Source organism: Paralcaligenes ureilyticus (assembly GCF_004346225.1).
In the GTDB taxonomy this organism is placed as follows: domain Bacteria; phylum Pseudomonadota; class Gammaproteobacteria; order Burkholderiales; family Burkholderiaceae_B; genus Paralcaligenes; species Paralcaligenes ureilyticus.
Genome location: NZ_SMAJ01000025.1, coordinates 19,900 through 36,399, shown reverse-complemented (window position 1 = coordinate 36,399; position 16,500 = coordinate 19,900). Strand labels below are relative to the sequence as shown.

The following is a 16,500-nucleotide window of genomic DNA, read 5'->3' as shown; positions in this document are numbered from 1 at the left end:
GATATTGCTTGATGCGACCTCTCGTGAGAAAGGCTGCCCACTCATTCCAAGCGCCCACACTTATCGACTGTTTGATTGTTAAAGAACAAACGATGTGGACCTTCTAATCTCGCCCCATCGGTACTGCGTATTCGGTACTGCCTCTTCACGCCGCCCCACCGAACTGCCGGTGAACCTTCGTTACTGCAGAGAAGCGAGATTATGAAGCACTTCGCCGGGCTTGTCAACTTCACTTCCGACTCCACCGTACCACCCACTTCACCCGCTCACTGCCTTCTTCCCGCCGCCTGGACCCTCTCGAATTCCCTGAAATTACAGGGTTTACCCTGAGAGACCCGCCGCGAAAGAACCGAACTATAGCACGCCTTTGAAGGGGTGTGCAAACCGGGGCACCCATCATCCCCCTCGCCCACCGCCCCCCGGCCCGCGCCAAGACCCTAACGCATTGAAATGAAACAATCATTTTTTTTCTGAACCGCGCCATAGAAAGGCGATCGTACGGGACTACACGGCACCCGTCGCGTCGCGCTGCCTCCCGGCATGGCACCCACAAGGGGTGCCGCTACACATACCTGCCCACCGCTTCTAGCGCGGCAGTCTTTGGGGGTGCGCTGTTGTAGCGGCCCCCCTTATAGCTGTCAAAATCAGTGACAGCAAGAATGTTCATTCGCCTCTATACCGCTATCTCCGTCGTTTCCTTTATCCGTTGCAAGGTAAAGCTTGAACGCATATCGACTACAGCGGGGTGCTGCATGAGCTTATCCATGGCGAATTTCGAGAATTTCTTCAGGTCTTCCACCTGCACCCGCAACAGATAATCCATGTCGCCCGTCATGGCATAACACTCCACTACCTCTGGCCAGGCCTGGACATCGCGGGCGAAATCGGACATGGGCGCATGGCTTGCCCTGGCGGTTTTGTTCAGCCGCACCGATACGTAAGCCAGCAAACCCAGGCCCACCTTGTCCGCATTGATCAACGCCACATAGTTGCTGATAAAGCCCTCTTCTTCCAGGCGGCGCACACGCCGCAGACAAGGGCTGGGCGACAAGGCCACTTTATCGGCAAGATCCTGATTGCTCATGCGCCCGTTGCGCTGCAGCTCCATCAAAATTTGACGATCTATCCTATCAAGTGAATTTTGAGACACATATAGCCCTATTTATTTATTAAAACGCTATTAAATTGCTTAAAGCGATCGTGTTCAAGCCATTTTTGCAATCATATGCCTCGCATTTTTTCTTAAAATTAGGGCTTGGCCGCAAACCTCCTATGGCGGGTAAAGCGGCAATCTTTCTTCGGAGCAACACCATGAGTACCGGTTTCCAACCCTGGGACAATCCCATGGGTACAGCGGGTTTCGAATTTATCGAGTACGCAGCGCCTGATCCCATTGCGATGGGCAAGGTTTTCGAAACGCTCGGCTTCAAGGCTATTGCCAGGCATCGCACTAAAAACGTAACCCTCTACCGCCAGGGCGAGGCCAACTTTCTGATCAACGCCGAGCCCGATTCCTTCGCTCAGCGCTTTGCCCGACTGCACGGTCCGTCGATCTGTGCCATTGCCTTCCGCGTTCAGGATGCTGCTCACGCCTACCGACGCGCACTCGAAATGGGGGCTTGGGGTCTGGATACACATAGCGGCCCGATGGAGTTGAACATCCCCGCCATTAAAGGGATCGGTGATTCGCTGATATACCTGGTCGATCGCTGGCACGGCAAAAAAGGACATGGCGGGATCGGCGACATCAGTATTTACGACGTGGATTTCGAGCCCATCGAACCAAGCACTGCCCAGGCCGATGTCAGCCACAAAGGAGCCGGCCTGGTACGCATCGATCATCTGACACATAACGTACACAAAGGGCGCATGGACGAATGGGCGGAATTCTATGAGCGCCTGTTCAATTTTCGCGAGGTCCGCTACTTCGATATCGAAGGCAAAATCACCGGAGTCAAATCCAAAGCCATGACCTCGCCGTGCGGCAACATCCGCATCCCCATTAACGAAGAAGGCACGGCGGAAAAAGGACAGATCCAGGAATATCTCGACCTGTACCATGGCGAGGGCATACAACATATCGCGCTGGCCAGCGACGACATCTACAGCACGGTCGAACAGTTGCGCGCATCGAAACTGCAATTTCTGGATACGCCCGACACGTATTACGAACTGCTGGATCGCCGGCTGGAAAATCATGGTGAAGATGCGGCACGCCTGCGGAAAAACAAAATACTGCTCGATGGCGCGCCGGGCGGCGGGCTGTTGCTGCAGATTTTCACCGAAAACCAGATTGGGCCCATCTTTTTCGAGATCATCCAGCGCAAAGGCAACGACGGCTTTGGCGAAGGCAACTTCAAGGCTCTGTTCGAATCGATTGAGCTCGACCAGATGCGCCGCGGCGTGGTGAAAGCCGTCGATTAGGGCAGGCGGGCATCTTTCAGGACGGGTCGGGGCCAGGTGCCGCCAGAGTCAATATCCACGCCGCAATTGCACTGGCCTGCTCGGGGCTGACTTGCGGTTGAGCGGGCATGGGCACAGGCCCCCAACGTCCCTTGCCGCCCTGGCGTATCGCGCCAGCCAGGTACTCGGCTGCGCCGGGCTGGCCGGCAAAACGCTTTGCGATCAAGGTAAATGCCGGGCCGACCCGCTTTTGACTAACCTGATGGCATGCCAGACAGTTATTGGCGCGAATCAAATCCGTGCCTGTCGATTGCGTACCCACTGACGCGCCCGCTGGCGCATTTGCGCCACGCAAATCGTGGCCCCCTGGCTGCGCACCCGCTAGCGCGCACGAAAACGCACCGGCCGCACCCAGCGTTATCGCGAAAATTTTTAAACCCATGACGGCGCTTCGTTTTTCAATTCGTGGCAAGCACTGTGTTTTTGAACCCATAGCAGGGGCGTCGCTTTCCAAACCTACAACAAGCACGTCGCACCTTCCAGAAAGACTCTGGTCAGAGCTCCGCCCGTGAGGGTCTTGAAGCATATCGTTGTATTATCGACGATATTTAATTTCAAGAACTCCCCCATGCTGCACTACCCACATTTCGATCCTATCGCCTTGCAAGTCGGTCCTCTCGCCATACACTGGTACGGGTTAATGTACCTATGCGGCTTTGCCCTGGTCTGGGTGCTTGGACGCTGGCGCATCAACCACGGCAAATCCGACCTGACCGTAAACGATCTGGAAGACATCATCTTCTATAGCGTGTTGGGCGTCGTGGTGGGCGGGCGCCTGGGATACGTGCTGTTCTACCAGCCGTCCGTATACTTTGCCCGCCCTCTGGAAATTTTCTATTTATGGCAGGGCGGCATGTCGTTTCATGGCGGACTGCTGGGCGTCATACTGGTGTTGCTGCTCATTGCACGCAAAAAAAAGAAATCCCTGCTGGAAATCGGCGACTTTGTAGCGCCACTCATCCCTCTGGGGCTGGCGGCCGGCCGCTTGGGAAATTTCATTAATGGCGAACTGTGGGGCCGCCCCACTACGATGCCCTGGGGCATGGTTTTCCCGCAGACTCACGACGGCATTCCACGCCACCCTTCGCAACTGTACGAAATGGGGCTGGAAGGCTTTGCGCTATTTGCACTGGTATGGTGGTTTTCCAGCAAGCCGCGCCCTGTGGGCCAGACCAGCGCCGTTTTCCTCATGGGCTACGGCACCTTCCGATTCCTGGTTGAATTTACCCGGGCACCCGATTATTTTCTGGGACTGTTGCTGGGTGGCTTGTCGATGGGCCAGCTGCTATCGCTGCCCATGATTCTTATCGGCGCAATTATTTTTGTGCTGAGCGCAAAAAAATCGAGCCACGCATCGACACGGTAACGGTCTCGGTACCAGCCTCGAGCGGAGTGGCTGTGCCCGCCTTGGGCGCAGCCATCGCCATCATGTGCGGCACCGGTTGATAATGCGCAGCCACCCCGTCCAGTTCAATATTGCGGATCGTGTATGAAGCAAAACCCAAAGCCTCGGTCAGTGCTTTGGCGCGTTCGCGAAATGCCTGGGCAGCCTGCGTGAGCATAAGCTGTTCCTGTTTGGCCCGAGCCTTGGGCGATACCGAAAAAGCCAGGTTGGCGATGGGCATGCGGTCGCTGACTTTGGCCGCCAGGGCCGAGGCAGCCGCCAAATCGGTCGACTCCAAAAATATTTCGCCACGGCCATGCCAGCTACTGATCTTGCCATGTTCGTTATTCACGGGCCACACGCGGAAATTACCGCTGCTCGCCTTGACCTTGGCGTCGCCCTTTACATCGTGCATGACGCCTTCCAGTGTTTTGCTAAGCTGATCGGCCACCTTGGTTTGAGACGCCCCGTCAAGTTCGGACGCCAGCGTGATCTTGACCGTATCCTGGAGCACCTGCGCCGATACCTCGGCGCCAAGCGATGCCTGCGGCCAGCTTTGTGCAGGCTGCGTCGCCGCATTCTGCGCCTGTGCGGGCAGAGCCAGAAAATTCGCTGCCGCCGCAAGCACGGCCACCGACAGCCATTTACGTTTTTGTTCAGACAGATACATATTTGACCTCCATAAAAGAAAAGCCCGCCGCAATGGACGAGCTTTTCAAAATTGCCCCGCCTGTGCCGTCTAGGCCGGCATCCTGGAACCTTAGGTTCAAGGTGGTCGCTTTCAGCCAAGCTTCGGGTTCGCCAAAAGAGGAGATCACGCCTACTTGCCAATCCAGCAACCGGTATGCCAATAGCATTGGTTCAAGGAATGTATGGCCATGTCACGAGCACTGCAGGGACTAACTGTTGAGCCTCTTGCCTTCAGACAGGGGCTCGGACTCTTATATTATTTGCCTGAACCGGCGCCTACCAGCGCCTGGTCAAGCAAGGTGTTCATGTCTTCAATTCTACGCTTGAAATCGCCCAATGCAACATTGCTGAAAGGGCCATCGGGCGCCTTTGTAGATAATAATTCTGCAGCGATCTGGATCGCGGCCATCACGGCAATGCGTTCGTTGCCGGTGACTTTACCCGAACCTTTGACACGCAGCATCAGCTGATCCACATATTTTACCGCGGCGAGCAACGACTCTTTTTCAGCAACCGAGCACGCCAACGAATAATCGCGCCCCAATATCGATACGTCTACGCGTTCCATTAACTTTGCTCCTGAGCAGCGCCGGGCAGACGCATGAGAACCGCGTCGATACGTTCTTTGGCTGTGCCGGCCGCCGCGCGTAAACGCTGCGAATCAGCCTGGCTGGCCTGTAGGTCGCGCCGCATCGTCTCGTATTCGACTTGATAGCGCGACGCCTCGACCCGCAGCTCGGCCTGCGCCGCATCGGCCTGGGCCCGCACAGACTCGACCTCGGCCTGGTGCTGATCAAGCCGATCGGCAATGGATTGATGATCGGCTTCGCGCCTGGCAAGCTGATCGCGCAAGGCATTGCGTTCCTGCTCGATACTTTTGAGACGCGCACGCAAGGTGTCGCGATCAGCCTGCAGCAGACGAGTGGCCTGAACCAATTGCCCGATTCGGGCAGCGAGAGAATCTAGATCTTGCAACATGGGCGTAATCGTAAACCATCCTGCCCCTGGATGGATAGGGGTAAATACGTATCTGAACAGGACAATAGTTTACGAACCCGCCGAGAGCCGCCAGGCGTCGGCATCGCCTCGCTTCCTTTCATCGCTCTTTCCATCACCTTTCATTATTCTTTCAATTTCACGCCTTCACGCCGCCGAGCCTGACGTCCACCCCATAAATTTTCAAAATCAAGGGTAAACCCCGAACAACAAAGGGAAAATTGGGGTTTGCATGAGCGGCTTGGTCTATTACCATTTCGCACTGTTCAACTATTTTAAAGAAATCTTTCAATTAGCCGACACACAGCTTAAAAAGCGGATCGACTGAAAGACATTCTGCCGCCCCGGAGGCCACACCAATATGCAGCTTAAACATAAACAGGACTTTTGGTCCGGAATTATGTTTGTGACCATAGGCGCAGCGTTTGCGCTGGGCTCAAGCAAATATTCCATGGGCACGGCCGCCCGCATGGGCCCAGGCTACTTCCCATTCTGGCTGGGAGTCTGTCTGGCCATCCTGGGTGCGGTTGTGGCGATAGGGGCGCTGGCATCCAAAGCCCAAGAGGTCGAGGTTGAAAAGTTCGACTGGAGAATCACCTTTGTCGTCATCGGCTCGGTCGCGTTGTGCGGCATCGTGCTTAATTACCTGGGCGTATACGCCTCGGTTTTCCTGCTGGTCTTTCTAAGCAGTTTTGCCAGCCATCAATTCAGCTGGAAAGTAGCGGTGGCCAACGGCCTGTTCCTGGTTTTGTTCGTATGGCTTGCATTCATCAAGGGTTTAGGGTTGATTTTCCCTTTATGGCCCAGCTTTTTAGGCAGCTAAAGGAGAAACCCTATGGAATTACTTGATCATCTTATGTTGGGCTTCTCGGTGGCGTTAACGCCCGAGAACATTGCCTACTGCCTGCTCGGCTGCCTGCTGGGTACACTGATTGGCGTGCTGCCGGGCATAGGCCCCGTACCCACCATCGCCATGCTCTTGCCGATTACCTACGTGCTGCCGCCCGTCGCGGGCCTGATCATGCTTGCCGGCATTTACTATGGCGCCCAATACGGCGGGTCTACGACCGCCATTCTGGTTGCCCTACCGGGCGAGACCTCGGCGGTCGTCACCGTGCTCGACGGCCACCAGATGGCGCGTAACGGCCGGGCGGGCGCGGCGCTGGCCATTGCGGCCATAGGCTCGTTTTTTGCCGGCTGCTTTGCCACGGTTTTACTGGCCGGGTTTGCGCCGCCGCTGGCTGAAGTGGCTTTCAAATTCGGGCCGGCCGAATATTTTTCACTCATGGTACTGGGTCTGATCGGCGCCGTCGTGCTGGCCTCCGGGTCGCTCCCCAAGGCCATCTGCATGATTCTGCTTGGCCTGCTGCTGGGGATGATCGGCACCGATGTCAATTCGGGCGTAGCGCGTTTCGATTTCGGTATTCCCGAATTGCAGGACGGAATCGACTTCGCCGTAGTCGCGATGGGGGTGTTCGGCTTTGCCGAGATCATGACCAACCTCGAGCTCAAGGACCAGCGCGTCGATATCACCGGGAAAATCGGGTCGCTTTATCCCAACAAACAGGAATTCAAGGAATCGGCGCCGGCCTGCGTACGCGGCACCCTCCTGGGGTCTGCGCTGGGGATACTCCCGGGCGGCGGCGCTGTACTCTCGTCCTTTGCCTCATACACGCTGGAGAAAAAAATATCCAAAAATCCCGAGCGTTTCGGCAAGGGGCACCCGGCAGGCCTGGCAGGCCCGGAATCGGCCAACAATGCGGCCGCGCAAACTTCATTCATTCCTTTGCTCACGCTGGGGATTCCGGGCAACGCGGTCACCGCGCTTATGCTCGGAGCCATGACCATCCACAATATCCAGCCAGGCCCGCAGGTCATGACCAGCCACCCCGACCTGTTCTGGGGCCTGATTGCCTCCATGTGGGTCGGCAACCTGATGCTGGTCGTACTCAACCTGCCCTTGATCGGCATCTGGGTAAAACTGCTGCAAGTGCCCTACCGGATACTCTTTCCGGCCATTCTGGTGTTTTGCACGGTGGGCGTCTATTCACTGAACTACAACGTCTTCGATATCTGGATGACCGCCGCATTTGGCCTGATCGGCTATATTTGGTCGAAGCTTAAATGCGAAGGCGCACCGCTGCTGCTGGGCCTGGTGCTGGGGCCCATGATGGAAGAGAACTTCCGCCGCGCCCTGCTGCTGGCCCGCGGCGACTTCACCACGTTTGTCACTCGGCCGCTATCCATGTCGCTGTTGGTCGCGGCGACCCTGCTGGTGATTATTGTGGCCCTGCCCTCGATCCGCAAGAAGCGCGACGAAACCTTTGTGGAAGAAGTATAGCGAGCGAGGTTCCTGTCCAGATGGCACCCACAAGGGGTGCCGCTACAAAAGCGCGGTGCCGCTACAAAAGCGCAGTGCCGCTACAAAAACCTACCTGCCATTCATGTAGCGCCACCCCTTGTGGGTGGCACAATTTCAACAATCAAAACATAGCTACATTTTGGGAAAAATGGCAGCCACAAGGGCTGCCCCTACAAAAGCGGCGATCAGGCAAAAGTCCCGGCCAACGGGACGGTACACGCACGAGGCAAAGGCCGATTGAGGTAATCTTATGCCTTGCTCATCTGCTTACCTGCCTTATTCACTGGCGTATCTTATGCCTTGTTCACCTGCTCACGGAGAAAATGCAATGCCCTCGATCAACGTTAAATCCTACAAACCGGCGGCGGCCCTGAAAGTTGCCTTTCTTGGGCTGGGCGTCATGGGTTTCCCCATGGCTGGGCATCTTAGCCGCGCGGGCCATCAGGTCACAGTCTATAACCGCAGCACCAGCAAAGCCGACGCCTGGGTCAAGGAATTTGGCGGCCGCGGGGCCAAGACGCCCAAGGAAGCGGCACACGGCGCCGACATCGTATTTTGTTGCGTGGGCAATGACGATGATCTGCGCAGCGTGGTTCTGGGAGAGCACGGCGCTTTTGCCGGCATGAAGAAAGGCGCCATTTTCGTCGACCACACAACGGCCTCGGCCGAGGTCGCGCGGGAGCTATACCAAATCGCGCAAAAGCACGGCATAGGCTTTATCGACGCCCCCGTGTCGGGCGGGCAGGCCGGTGCCGTCAATGGCGTGCTTACCGTCATGTGCGGCGGCGACTCGGCCATTTTCAACACCATAGAGCCTATCGCCTATGCCTACGGGCAGGCGGTGACTTTGCTGGGCGAGTCGGGTTCCGGACAGCTTTGCAAAATGGTCAATCAGATATGCATTGCCGGCCTGGTACAGGGCCTGTCCGAAGCCATCGCCTTTGGTCAGGCCGCAAAGCTGGACATGCACAAGGTATTGAAGGTGGTCAGCAAAGGCGCCGCTCAAAGTTGGCAAATGGAAAATCGGGGCGCCACCATGGTGGACGGCAAATTCGATTACGGCTTTGCTGTCGACTGGATGCGCAAAGACCTGGGCCTGGTCCTCAGCGAGGCCAAACACAATGGCGCACGCGTACCCGTCACGGCCCTGGTCGATCAGTTTTACGCCGACGTGCAGCAAATGGGAGGAAACCGCTGGGATACCTCCAGCCTGATTAAGCGTCTACGCAACGACTGATTCCATTTAAATCGGCCGCGTGCTTTTATTGATGGCACCCACAAGGGGTGCCGCTACATATCAACGATTTGGGCAGCCACAAGGGCTGGCGCGGTTCAGGCCTTGAATAGCGGAACTCGCAGCACGGCGCGCAGGCCTACGCCGTGCTGCGCATTGGGTTCGCCATCTTCAAGCGTCACCGTGCCGCCATTGCGCTGGGCATAGGCCAGCGAGATAGCCAACCCCAAACCGGAGCCCGAACCCCTGAGGCCCTGGCGTTGCGGGCCGCCGCGGTCAAAACGCACAAAAACGCTGTCGCGCAGCATGGGATCGAGCCCGTGGCCATTGTCCGACACCGAAAGCCATGCCCATTGCTCGTCCGTTCCAGCCGCCACTGTAATAGCGCTGCCGGGCCCTGCATGATTGATGGCATTGTGAACCAGATTAGACACAGACTCGCGGATCTCGGCTTCGTTACCCAGTGCGAAACACTCGGAGGGCGAATTTCCGTCAAGCCCCCCGGATGGCGCAGCCCAACCCAAATCCTGACCCTGTTCGCGCGCCAAAGGCAGATACTGCAAGACCACGTCTGTAGCCAGAGCATTCAGATCAATTTTTTCCAGCCGCTTCTCGCCTCGCTGGCTCGCGTGGGCCAAGGCCAGCAGCTGTTCGGTCAGCCGCGTCGTGCGGCCCAGTTGCGCGACAATCGCCGCCAGCGACTCGCGCATCCTCGCGCCATCGGGTTCGCGCTGGGCATACTGGGCCTGCGTGAGCATAATGGCCAGCGGCGTGCGCAACTGGTGCGACGCATCAGCCAGGAACTGCGCCTGTTTATCGAGCACGCTGCGATATAAATCAATGTGATGATTCACTGCATTAACGAGCGGCACTACCTCGCGAGGCACATGCTCGGTATCCAGCGGCAACAGGTTATCGACCTCGCGAGCCCTCACCTCGTGGCGCAAGCGCTTGAGCGGCCGCAAGGCCCACACCACGCTAAACCACACCAGCAAGACCATCATCAGCAACATCCGACCATCGCGAAACAGCGCGGCAATTCCGGCCTCGTGCTCGGTGCGCAGGCGCACCCCCATGCTTTCACCCACCAGCACCATGATCTGCCTGTGTCCGCCCCGGTAATGCAGATCACGCCACAAGGCCAGCATGCGTACCGTATCTCCCCGATACACCGCATCGTAAAAAACAGGCAAACCCTCACGCAGGGCCAAATTGGCCGGGCGCGGCAGGCCGGCCATGCCCAGCAAGGTTTTGCCCTCGAATTGCCGGGCATCGATCCCCGCAAGGCTGGGCAGGCTGGGCGTCACCTCCTCGACCCGAAAATATTTTCGGCTTCCGGCGCGAGACTCCAGCATGGCCTGCGCGTAAAACGGCGGCTCAATGCGCAAAGACCCATCGGAGTTGAATTCAACGCTGGCCTCGAGCACCTTGGCTGGCTCGAGCAACGCGCTGTCGTAGACTTGCTCGGTGATGTCGGTCAACGACCGATAATCGTTCCAGCTATCGACTAACAGCAGCGTCACCGCGCCCGGCATTAAAAGCGCCAGCAACCAGAAACGGATTCCGCCCAAGGCAGGGAACTTTATCCACGCCATGAATTACAGGCCGCCCGAGATGCTCTCGAGCATATAGCCCAGCCCACGCACGGTAACGATGTGCACATCGCCGCCCGCCAGTTTTTTGCGCAAGCGATGCAGCACCACTTCTATGGCGTCCGGACTCGAGTCGCTGTCATGCTCGAACACTCTGGCAAACAACTGGTTTTTTTCAACCGGAACGCCCATGCGCAGCAGCAAGACTCCCAGGGCGGCATGTTCACGCGGGGTCAAATGCACAATAACGCCATTGAGCGAAAAGGAGCGGCTCTCGTTGTCGTACTCGAGCGCCCCGCAGCGCAGCCGCCCCGCGGGATGCCCGCGGCTGCGGCGGACCAACGCGGTCAGCCGCGCCTCAAGCTCTTCCAGAGCAAAGGGCTTGGTTAAAAAATCGTCGGCCCCCAGATTCAGGCCACGCACCCGATCTTGCAAAGCTCCTTGCGCCGTAAGGATCAGCACCGGAGTGATATCGCCGCGCGCGCGCATCTCGCGCAGCAAAACCAGCCCATGTTTATCAGGCAGGCGCAAATCCATGACAACCGCGTCATAATCGGCCTGCCCGAGCTTCTCTTCGGCCGTGGCCGCGTCGCCCGCGTGATCAGGCACGAAGCCGCTTTGCGCAAGCGCCCGCTCGAGCCATGCGGCCATTTCGTGCTCGTCTTCAACCAGCAGTATGCGCATGGTGATCGATACGATCCCGCTGACGCTGGCCTTGCGCGCGTTGACGCAGGAAGCGGGTTTCCTGGCCATGCCTGAACAGGATCAGGGCCAGCTCTTGCAACGCCTGCGCATAGACCTCGCGCTTGAACTCGATAACCGCTTCCAACGGCACCCAGAACTGGCTCCAACGCCAAGCGTCGAACTCGGGGTGCCGGGTCGCGCGCAAACACACATCGTTGTCGCGCCCGACCATCCTCAGCAAAAACCAGATTTGTTTCTGCCCCTTATAGTGACCGCGCGAATCGCGCCGAATAAAATTGCTCGGCACGTTGTAACGCAGCCAATCACGCGTACGCCCTAATATCCGAACATGCTCAGGCCGCAGGCCCACTTCCTCGTGGAGCTCTCGATACATGGCCTGGACCGGAGTCTCGCCATAATTGATGCCGCCTTGCGGAAACTGCCATGCATGTTCACGAATACGTTTACCCCAGAAAACCTCGTTTTTTTGGTTTACGAGGATAATGCCGACATTAGGACGGTAGCCTTCACGATCTAACATGGGCCACCCCAAAAGCAAATTCAATACAATTACGCCTGATTATACGTACCTGTCGAGATACTCACCACTATGCGCGCATCCAGCTACCACATCAACACACTGAAAGAAGCCCCCGCCGAAGCCGACGTCACGAGCCACCAGCTCATGACGCGGGCCGGCATGATCCGCAAAGTGGCCGGCGGCATATACACGTACATGCCGCTGGGCCTGCGGGTATTGCGCAAAATTGAAAACATTGTGCGCGAAGAAATGAACCGTGCGGGCGCCATCGAACTGCTCATGCCCGTCGTGCAGCCGGCGGAGCTTTGGGTTGAATCCGGACGCTGGGAACAATACGGCGCAGAGCTTCTGCGCATCAAGGACAGGCACCAGCGCGACTTCGTCCTGCAACCCACCTCTGAAGAAGTCATCACCGACATTGCCCGCAACGAAATCCACAGCTGGCGCCAATTGCCCCTTAATTTCTACCATATCCAGACCAAGTTCCGCGACGAGCGCCGCCCGCGGTTCGGCTTGATGCGCGGGCGCGAATTCACCATGAAAGACGCCTATTCCTTCGACCGCGACGCCGCCTCTGCGCAGGCCAGCTACGATCTCATGTACCAGGCCTATATCAAAATATTCACGCGCCTGGGCCTTGAATTCCGGGCGGTTGCCGCCGACACCGGCTCGATCGGCGGCTCGCGCAGTCACGAATTCCAGGTCATTGCCGACACCGGCGAAGACCTGATCGTCTACAACCCCGATTCAGACTATGCCGCCAACATCGAGCTGGCCGCCGCGCCGACCCTGATCGCCCTGCGCGGCGCAGCCAGCGAAACGCTGGTCGAAACCGCCACCCCCGACGCGCCCAAATGCGAAATCGTGGCCGCGCAGTTAAAGCGCCCGCTCACCGACACCGTAAAGGCGATTGTTCTGGCTACCGAGGCCGCAGACGGCAAAGCCGCCCCAACCATATGGCTTTTGCTGATACGCGGCGACCATTCGCTCAATGAAATCAAAGCCAGCAAGTTGGCTGGGTTCGAAAATGGCCATCGCTTTGCGACGGAAGACGAAATTCTCGACACCTTCGGCTGCGTGCCAGGATATCTGGGTCCGGTAAATCCTCGCAAACCCGTAGTTGTCATTGCCGACCACACTGTTGCCCACATGAATAATTTCATTTGCGGCGCCAATCGCGAAGGTTTTCACTACACCGGAGTCAATTGGGGCCGCGACCTGCCCGAACCGCAGGTCGCCGATTTGCGCAACGTCACCGCAGGCGATCCAGATCCGCAAGGCGGCCACCTGGCCATTCAACGCGGCATCGAAGTGGGCCATGTGTTTTTCCTGGGCGACAAGTATTCGAAAGCCCTGGACGCCACGTTCCTGGATACGGACGGCAAGCCGGCCCTGCTGCAAATGGGCTGCTACGGGATCGGAATCAGCCGTATTGCGGCGGCCGCCATCGAGCAGCGCCACGACGCTCGCGGCATGGTTTGGCCCAAAGCCATTGCGCCTTACGAGGTCGTCATCTGTCCAATGGGGTGGAATAAAAGTGAAACAGTTCGCAACGCGGCCGAAACTCTTTACCGCGAGCTGGAGCAGGCAGGCGTTGAAGTCATGCTTGACGACAGGGATATCCGCCCCGGAGTGATGTTTGCCGAATGGGAGTTGATTGGCGTACCCGTACGGATTACGGTGGGCGACCGCGGCCTGAAAGAAGGCATACTCGAACTGCAGGCGCGCAGCGATGAAGCCGCGGCCAAGGTGCCGGTTGCCGAAGCGTTAACGGCTATTGTCAAACGTTTGGAATCGCTTTGACACAGGAACAACTCTCCACCCTCACGATTCGCGTATATTACGAAGACACCGATGCCGGGGGCGTCGTGTTTTACGGTAATTACCTAAAGTTTTTTGAAAGAGGCCGCACCGAATGGTTACGCCGCCTGGGGGTCAACCAGTCGGAACTGGCCGCACGCGAGCAGCGAATGTTCGTCGTCAAAACAGTTGAAATACAATACCGCAAGCCGGCCCGGCTCGACGATCTGCTGACAGTACACAGTAAAATCACCCGCCTCGGTCACGCCTCGATCGATTTTCAACAATCTGCCACATGCGGCGGGGAACTGCTGTGCGAAAGCACGATCAAAGTTTGCAGCGTGAATACGAACACACTTCGCCCTGCCGCATTGCCTCGCGAACTTAGAACTCTATTGGAAAAGGTTCAGGAATAATTATGCAAGCCTCTAGCGACATGTCGTTGCTTACCCTATTGCTCAACGCCAGCATCCCGGTGCAACTGGTCATGCTTATTTTGCTGGCCATTTCGGTTTTATCGTGGACATATATCTTCAGCAAGCGAAGCACCCTCAGACGCGCCAATGATCAAACAAGCCGTTTCGAAGACGATTTCTGGGCGGGCGGCGACCTGTCGGTTCTGCAACAGGCCATCGTCAGCCGCCGCGCCGAGCACGGATCGCTGGCGCGCATCTTCGACGCCGGCATGAGCGAATTCATCAAGGCGCGCCGCAGCAACGGCGGCGAAGCCACCCTGGATGGCCCGCGCCGCGCCATGCGCGCCACCTACCAGCGCGAAATGGACGGCCTGGAATCGCACCTGACCTTTCTGGCTTCGGCCGCGTCGGTCAGCCCATACATCGGGCTGCTAGGCACCGTATGGGGGATCATGCACGCCTTCATCGGCCTGTCATCCATGCAACAAGCGACTCTGTCTGCGGTTGCCCCGGGTATTGCCGAAGCGCTGATTGCCACGGCATTCGGGCTTTTCGCGGCCATACCGGCGCTGCTTGCCTACAACCGCTATACGAACCAGATCGATCGCCTGTCCATCCGCTTTGACAGCTTCATCGACGAGTTCCTCAACATCTTGCAGCGGCAGGTGCGCTGATGCTATCGAATCGCAGTGACATCGGCCGCAGCGGCCGTCGCATGAAAAACGAAATCAACGTCGTCCCCTACATCGACGTCATGTTGGTGCTGCTGGTGATCTTCATGGTCACCGCGCCAATGATCACCCCGGGCCTGATCAACCTGCCCTCGGTCGGACAGGCCGCCGAAGTCCCGGCCGCGCCCATTGAAGTGCAAATTTCCGAAGACGGCTCCATTGCCTTGCGACGCCGCGAAGCGGGCGCGCAATTCGAAAAGATTGACAGTCAGAACCTGGTGAGCGAGGTGCAATCACGACTCACGGCCGACACGCCGGTCGTGATCGCCGCCGACGGCAAGGTTCCGTATGAGTCCGTCATGAAAGTCATGGATCAATTGCGCAGCAACGGAGTAACGCGCCTGGGATTGCTCGTCGACCAGAAATCCGGTACCGAAGTGCAAAAGAAATAGCCTCCAGCCGCCTACCTGCGACAAAGGGCACCACCCCTAAGCCATGAAGCCAACCACATCTACTCATACAACCAAGCCCAGAACGCCTGAACAACAGGATGAGCGCCGTGGGCTGGGGTATGCCGCAACCTTCCATGCGCTGCTGATTTTGCTTATGCTGTTCGGCTTCTGGGCCTCGCCCAAAAACCCGAACCCGGTGCAAATCGAGCTCTGGGCCAACGGCACAACGCCTACGGCGGCTCCGGCCGATACCGAGCCCAAAACGCCTGATACGCCTACGCCTCCCCCGAAACCCGTTCCCCCGCCCAAAGAAACTCCACCGCCCAAGCCCACGCCGCCGGTCCCTACACCGCCCCCGACGCCTGCGCCGCCTCCCCCGGTCGTTGCCCCCCCAAAACCTGAGGTCGACCCCGAAATCGCGCTGGAAAAAGCACGCAAGGAACGCCAGAAAGAAGAACAGAAACAGGCCGCACAACAGGCCGCAGAGAAGGCGGCGGCCGAGAAAGCCGCTATCGATCTGGCTGCCAAGCAGGCCAAGGCTGAAGCGGCCAAGAAAGCCGCTGCGGAAAAGGCGGCTGCGCAAAAAGCGGCTGCCGCCGAGAAAGCCGCCGAAAAGGCGGCCCAGGAGAAAGCCGCGGCCGAAAAGGCAGCCGCCGCCAAAGCGGCAGCCGACAAGAAAGCCAAGGCCGATGCGGCTAAAAAAGCCGCTGAAGAAAAAGCCGCTGAAGAAAAAGCGGCCGAGGAAAAGGCCGCAGCCGACAAGGCAGCCAAGGCCGAAGCCGCCAAGAAAGCCGCTGCCGAGAAGGCCGCGGCCGCCAAACGCGACGCCCTCAGGAAGGCCATGCGCGGTGATGCGCTGGGTGCAGCAGGCATCCCGGGCGGCACAGCAGACCGCAATCAATCGGGCGGCGGCGGCAACGACAATGGCTATGCAGCCAAAGTGGCGGCCTGCGTACGCCCACACGTCGCCTATCCGGTGCCGCCACGTGCCGGAGCCAACCCGACTGTACAATACCAAGCGAATCTTGATGCTCAGGGCCACGTGACTCGCGTCGAAGTACAGCGCTCTTCAGGCATCCAGGGATTTGATCGCGCGGTCGCGACGGGAATCCAGAATTGCTCACCATTCCCCAAACCCCCTTCCGGTAGATATCCTTCGTATGTCACGGGCGACTACCGCATGTATGAATGACAGGAGATTGCACATATGACAGC

18 protein-coding genes and 1 other RNA gene are annotated in these 16,500 nt (G+C 58.0%); 10 read left to right on the top strand and 9 right to left on the bottom strand.

Annotated features, from left to right (window positions below):
• Positions 1-673: 673 nt before the first annotated feature.
• The gene (locus tag EDC26_RS19385; RefSeq protein WP_132586145.1) at positions 674-1,150 is read right to left on the bottom strand and encodes an Lrp/AsnC family transcriptional regulator; all 477 of its coding nucleotides are present in this window, start codon (positions 1,148-1,150) and stop codon (positions 674-676) included.
• A 161-nt stretch (positions 1,151-1,311) separates the two neighbouring features.
• On the opposite strand from EDC26_RS19385, the gene hppD reads away from it, so the two are divergent.
• Positions 1,312-2,424, top strand: a complete 1,113-nt coding sequence (hppD, locus tag EDC26_RS19380) for a 4-hydroxyphenylpyruvate dioxygenase (RefSeq protein WP_132586142.1) — start codon at positions 1,312-1,314, stop codon at positions 2,422-2,424.
• Positions 2,425-2,440: 16 nt separating this feature from the next.
• Here hppD and EDC26_RS19375 read toward each other — a convergent pair whose 3' ends face one another.
• Positions 2,441-2,845 carry a c-type cytochrome gene (locus EDC26_RS19375; protein ID WP_132586139.1) on the bottom strand — a complete coding sequence of 135 codons (405 nt, stop codon included), beginning with the start codon at positions 2,843-2,845 and terminating at the stop codon, positions 2,441-2,443.
• Between the two features lie 186 nt (positions 2,846-3,031).
• Here EDC26_RS19375 and lgt point away from each other — a divergent pair, with 186 nt between their 5' ends.
• Positions 3,032-3,829: a prolipoprotein diacylglyceryl transferase gene (lgt, locus tag EDC26_RS19370; protein WP_132586136.1), complete on the top strand. Its 798-nt coding sequence runs from the start codon at positions 3,032-3,034 to the stop codon at positions 3,827-3,829.
• Here the strand turns inward: lgt and EDC26_RS19365 are convergent.
• From EDC26_RS19365 to EDC26_RS19350, 4 genes are all read right to left on the bottom strand, one after another.
• Positions 3,780-4,517 carry an SIMPL domain-containing protein gene (locus tag EDC26_RS19365; protein WP_132586133.1) on the bottom strand — a complete coding sequence of 246 codons (738 nt, stop codon included), beginning with the start codon at positions 4,515-4,517 and terminating at the stop codon, positions 3,780-3,782. The genes lgt and EDC26_RS19365 overlap by 50 nt on opposite strands.
• Positions 4,518-4,566: 49 nt before the next feature.
• Positions 4,567-4,749, bottom strand: a non-coding RNA gene (gene ssrS, locus EDC26_RS19360) — 6S RNA.
• A 44-nt stretch (positions 4,750-4,793) separates the two neighbouring features.
• Positions 4,794-5,105, bottom strand: coding sequence for a cell division protein ZapA (locus EDC26_RS19355; protein WP_132586130.1), 312 nt, complete (start codon positions 5,103-5,105; stop codon positions 4,794-4,796).
• Entirely contained in the window at positions 5,105-5,515 is a 411-nt protein-coding gene (locus EDC26_RS19350; protein WP_132586127.1) for a hypothetical protein, read from the bottom strand. Before EDC26_RS19350 ends, EDC26_RS19355 begins: the two co-directional genes overlap by 1 nt.
• Before the next feature lie 379 nt (positions 5,516-5,894).
• Between EDC26_RS19350 and EDC26_RS19345 the strand changes: the two genes are divergently transcribed.
• From EDC26_RS19345 to EDC26_RS19335, 3 genes are all read left to right on the top strand, one after another.
• The gene (locus tag EDC26_RS19345) at positions 5,895-6,356 is read left to right on the top strand and encodes a tripartite tricarboxylate transporter TctB family protein (protein WP_132586124.1); all 462 of its coding nucleotides are present in this window, start codon (positions 5,895-5,897) and stop codon (positions 6,354-6,356) included.
• 12 nt (positions 6,357-6,368) lie between these two features.
• A complete protein-coding gene (locus EDC26_RS19340) occupies positions 6,369-7,874 on the top strand; it encodes a tripartite tricarboxylate transporter permease (protein ID WP_132586121.1) in 1,506 nt (501 codons plus the stop codon).
• A gap of 349 nt (positions 7,875-8,223) precedes the next feature.
• A complete protein-coding gene (locus EDC26_RS19335) occupies positions 8,224-9,132 on the top strand; it encodes an NAD(P)-dependent oxidoreductase (protein WP_132586119.1) in 909 nt (302 codons plus the stop codon).
• Between the two features lie 95 nt (positions 9,133-9,227).
• On the opposite strand, the gene EDC26_RS19330 is transcribed toward EDC26_RS19335, so the two are convergent.
• From EDC26_RS19330 to EDC26_RS19320, 3 genes are read right to left on the bottom strand one after another with little or no spacing between them, the layout of a single operon-like run.
• Positions 9,228-10,724 carry a sensor histidine kinase gene (locus EDC26_RS19330; RefSeq protein WP_132586116.1) on the bottom strand — a complete coding sequence of 499 codons (1,497 nt, stop codon included), beginning with the start codon at positions 10,722-10,724 and terminating at the stop codon, positions 9,228-9,230.
• Between the two features lie 3 nt (positions 10,725-10,727).
• Positions 10,728-11,405 (bottom strand): response regulator, encoded by a 678-nt coding sequence (locus tag EDC26_RS19325; RefSeq protein ID WP_132586154.1) that lies wholly within the window; start codon positions 11,403-11,405, stop codon positions 10,728-10,730.
• Complete coding sequence (locus EDC26_RS19320; protein ID WP_132586113.1) at positions 11,386-11,946, bottom strand: RNA pyrophosphohydrolase; 561 nt, start codon at positions 11,944-11,946, stop codon at positions 11,386-11,388. The genes EDC26_RS19325 and EDC26_RS19320 overlap by 20 nt, the downstream gene beginning before the upstream one ends.
• A 69-nt stretch (positions 11,947-12,015) precedes the next feature.
• Between EDC26_RS19320 and EDC26_RS19315 the strand changes: the two genes are divergently transcribed.
• From EDC26_RS19315 to tolA, 5 genes are read left to right on the top strand one after another with little or no spacing between them, the layout of a single operon-like run.
• The gene (locus EDC26_RS19315) at positions 12,016-13,749 is read left to right on the top strand and encodes a proline--tRNA ligase (protein WP_132586110.1); all 1,734 of its coding nucleotides are present in this window, start codon (positions 12,016-12,018) and stop codon (positions 13,747-13,749) included.
• Positions 13,746-14,162 carry a tol-pal system-associated acyl-CoA thioesterase gene (gene ybgC, locus EDC26_RS19310; RefSeq protein ID WP_243700987.1) on the top strand — a complete coding sequence of 139 codons (417 nt, stop codon included), beginning with the start codon at positions 13,746-13,748 and terminating at the stop codon, positions 14,160-14,162. The genes EDC26_RS19315 and ybgC overlap by 4 nt, the downstream gene beginning before the upstream one ends.
• Before the next feature lie 2 nt (positions 14,163-14,164).
• A complete protein-coding gene (tolQ, locus tag EDC26_RS19305) occupies positions 14,165-14,836 on the top strand; it encodes a protein TolQ (protein WP_132586104.1) in 672 nt (223 codons plus the stop codon).
• Complete coding sequence (gene tolR / locus EDC26_RS19300; protein WP_132586101.1) at positions 14,836-15,285, top strand: protein TolR; 450 nt, start codon at positions 14,836-14,838, stop codon at positions 15,283-15,285. Before tolQ ends, tolR begins: the two co-directional genes overlap by 1 nt.
• A gap of 43 nt (positions 15,286-15,328) precedes the next feature.
• Positions 15,329-16,477, top strand: a complete 1,149-nt coding sequence (gene tolA, locus EDC26_RS19295) for a cell envelope integrity protein TolA (RefSeq protein WP_132586098.1) — start codon at positions 15,329-15,331, stop codon at positions 16,475-16,477.
• Positions 16,478-16,500 lie beyond the last annotated feature (23 nt).

Excerpts from the sequence above, each read along its gene's own strand:
- hppD (WP_132586142.1), top strand. The coding sequence starts at position 1,312 with ATGAGTACCGGTTTCCAACCCTGGGACAATCCCATGGGTACAGCGGGT.
- EDC26_RS19375 (WP_132586139.1), bottom strand. The coding sequence starts at position 2,845 with ATGGGTTTAAAAATTTTCGCGATAACGCTGGGTGCGGCCGGTGCGTTT.
- lgt (WP_132586136.1), top strand. The coding sequence starts at position 3,032 with ATGCTGCACTACCCACATTTCGATCCTATCGCCTTGCAAGTCGGTCCT.
- EDC26_RS19365 (WP_132586133.1), bottom strand. The coding sequence starts at position 4,517 with ATGTATCTGTCTGAACAAAAACGTAAATGGCTGTCGGTGGCCGTGCTT.
- EDC26_RS19355 (WP_132586130.1), bottom strand. The coding sequence starts at position 5,105 with ATGGAACGCGTAGACGTATCGATATTGGGGCGCGATTATTCGTTGGCG.
- EDC26_RS19350 (WP_132586127.1), bottom strand. The coding sequence starts at position 5,515 with ATGTTGCAAGATCTAGATTCTCTCGCTGCCCGAATCGGGCAATTGGTT.
- EDC26_RS19345 (WP_132586124.1), top strand. The coding sequence starts at position 5,895 with ATGCAGCTTAAACATAAACAGGACTTTTGGTCCGGAATTATGTTTGTG.
- EDC26_RS19340 (WP_132586121.1), top strand. The coding sequence starts at position 6,369 with ATGGAATTACTTGATCATCTTATGTTGGGCTTCTCGGTGGCGTTAACG.
- EDC26_RS19335 (WP_132586119.1), top strand. The coding sequence starts at position 8,224 with ATGCCCTCGATCAACGTTAAATCCTACAAACCGGCGGCGGCCCTGAAA.
- EDC26_RS19330 (WP_132586116.1), bottom strand. The coding sequence starts at position 10,724 with ATGGCGTGGATAAAGTTCCCTGCCTTGGGCGGAATCCGTTTCTGGTTG.
- EDC26_RS19325 (WP_132586154.1), bottom strand. The coding sequence starts at position 11,405 with ATGCGCATACTGCTGGTTGAAGACGAGCACGAAATGGCCGCATGGCTC.
- EDC26_RS19320 (WP_132586113.1), bottom strand. The coding sequence starts at position 11,946 with ATGTTAGATCGTGAAGGCTACCGTCCTAATGTCGGCATTATCCTCGTA.
- EDC26_RS19315 (WP_132586110.1), top strand. The coding sequence starts at position 12,016 with ATGCGCGCATCCAGCTACCACATCAACACACTGAAAGAAGCCCCCGCC.
- tolQ (WP_132586104.1), top strand. The coding sequence starts at position 14,165 with ATGCAAGCCTCTAGCGACATGTCGTTGCTTACCCTATTGCTCAACGCC.
- tolR (WP_132586101.1), top strand. The coding sequence starts at position 14,836 with ATGCTATCGAATCGCAGTGACATCGGCCGCAGCGGCCGTCGCATGAAA.
- tolA (WP_132586098.1), top strand. The coding sequence starts at position 15,329 with ATGAAGCCAACCACATCTACTCATACAACCAAGCCCAGAACGCCTGAA.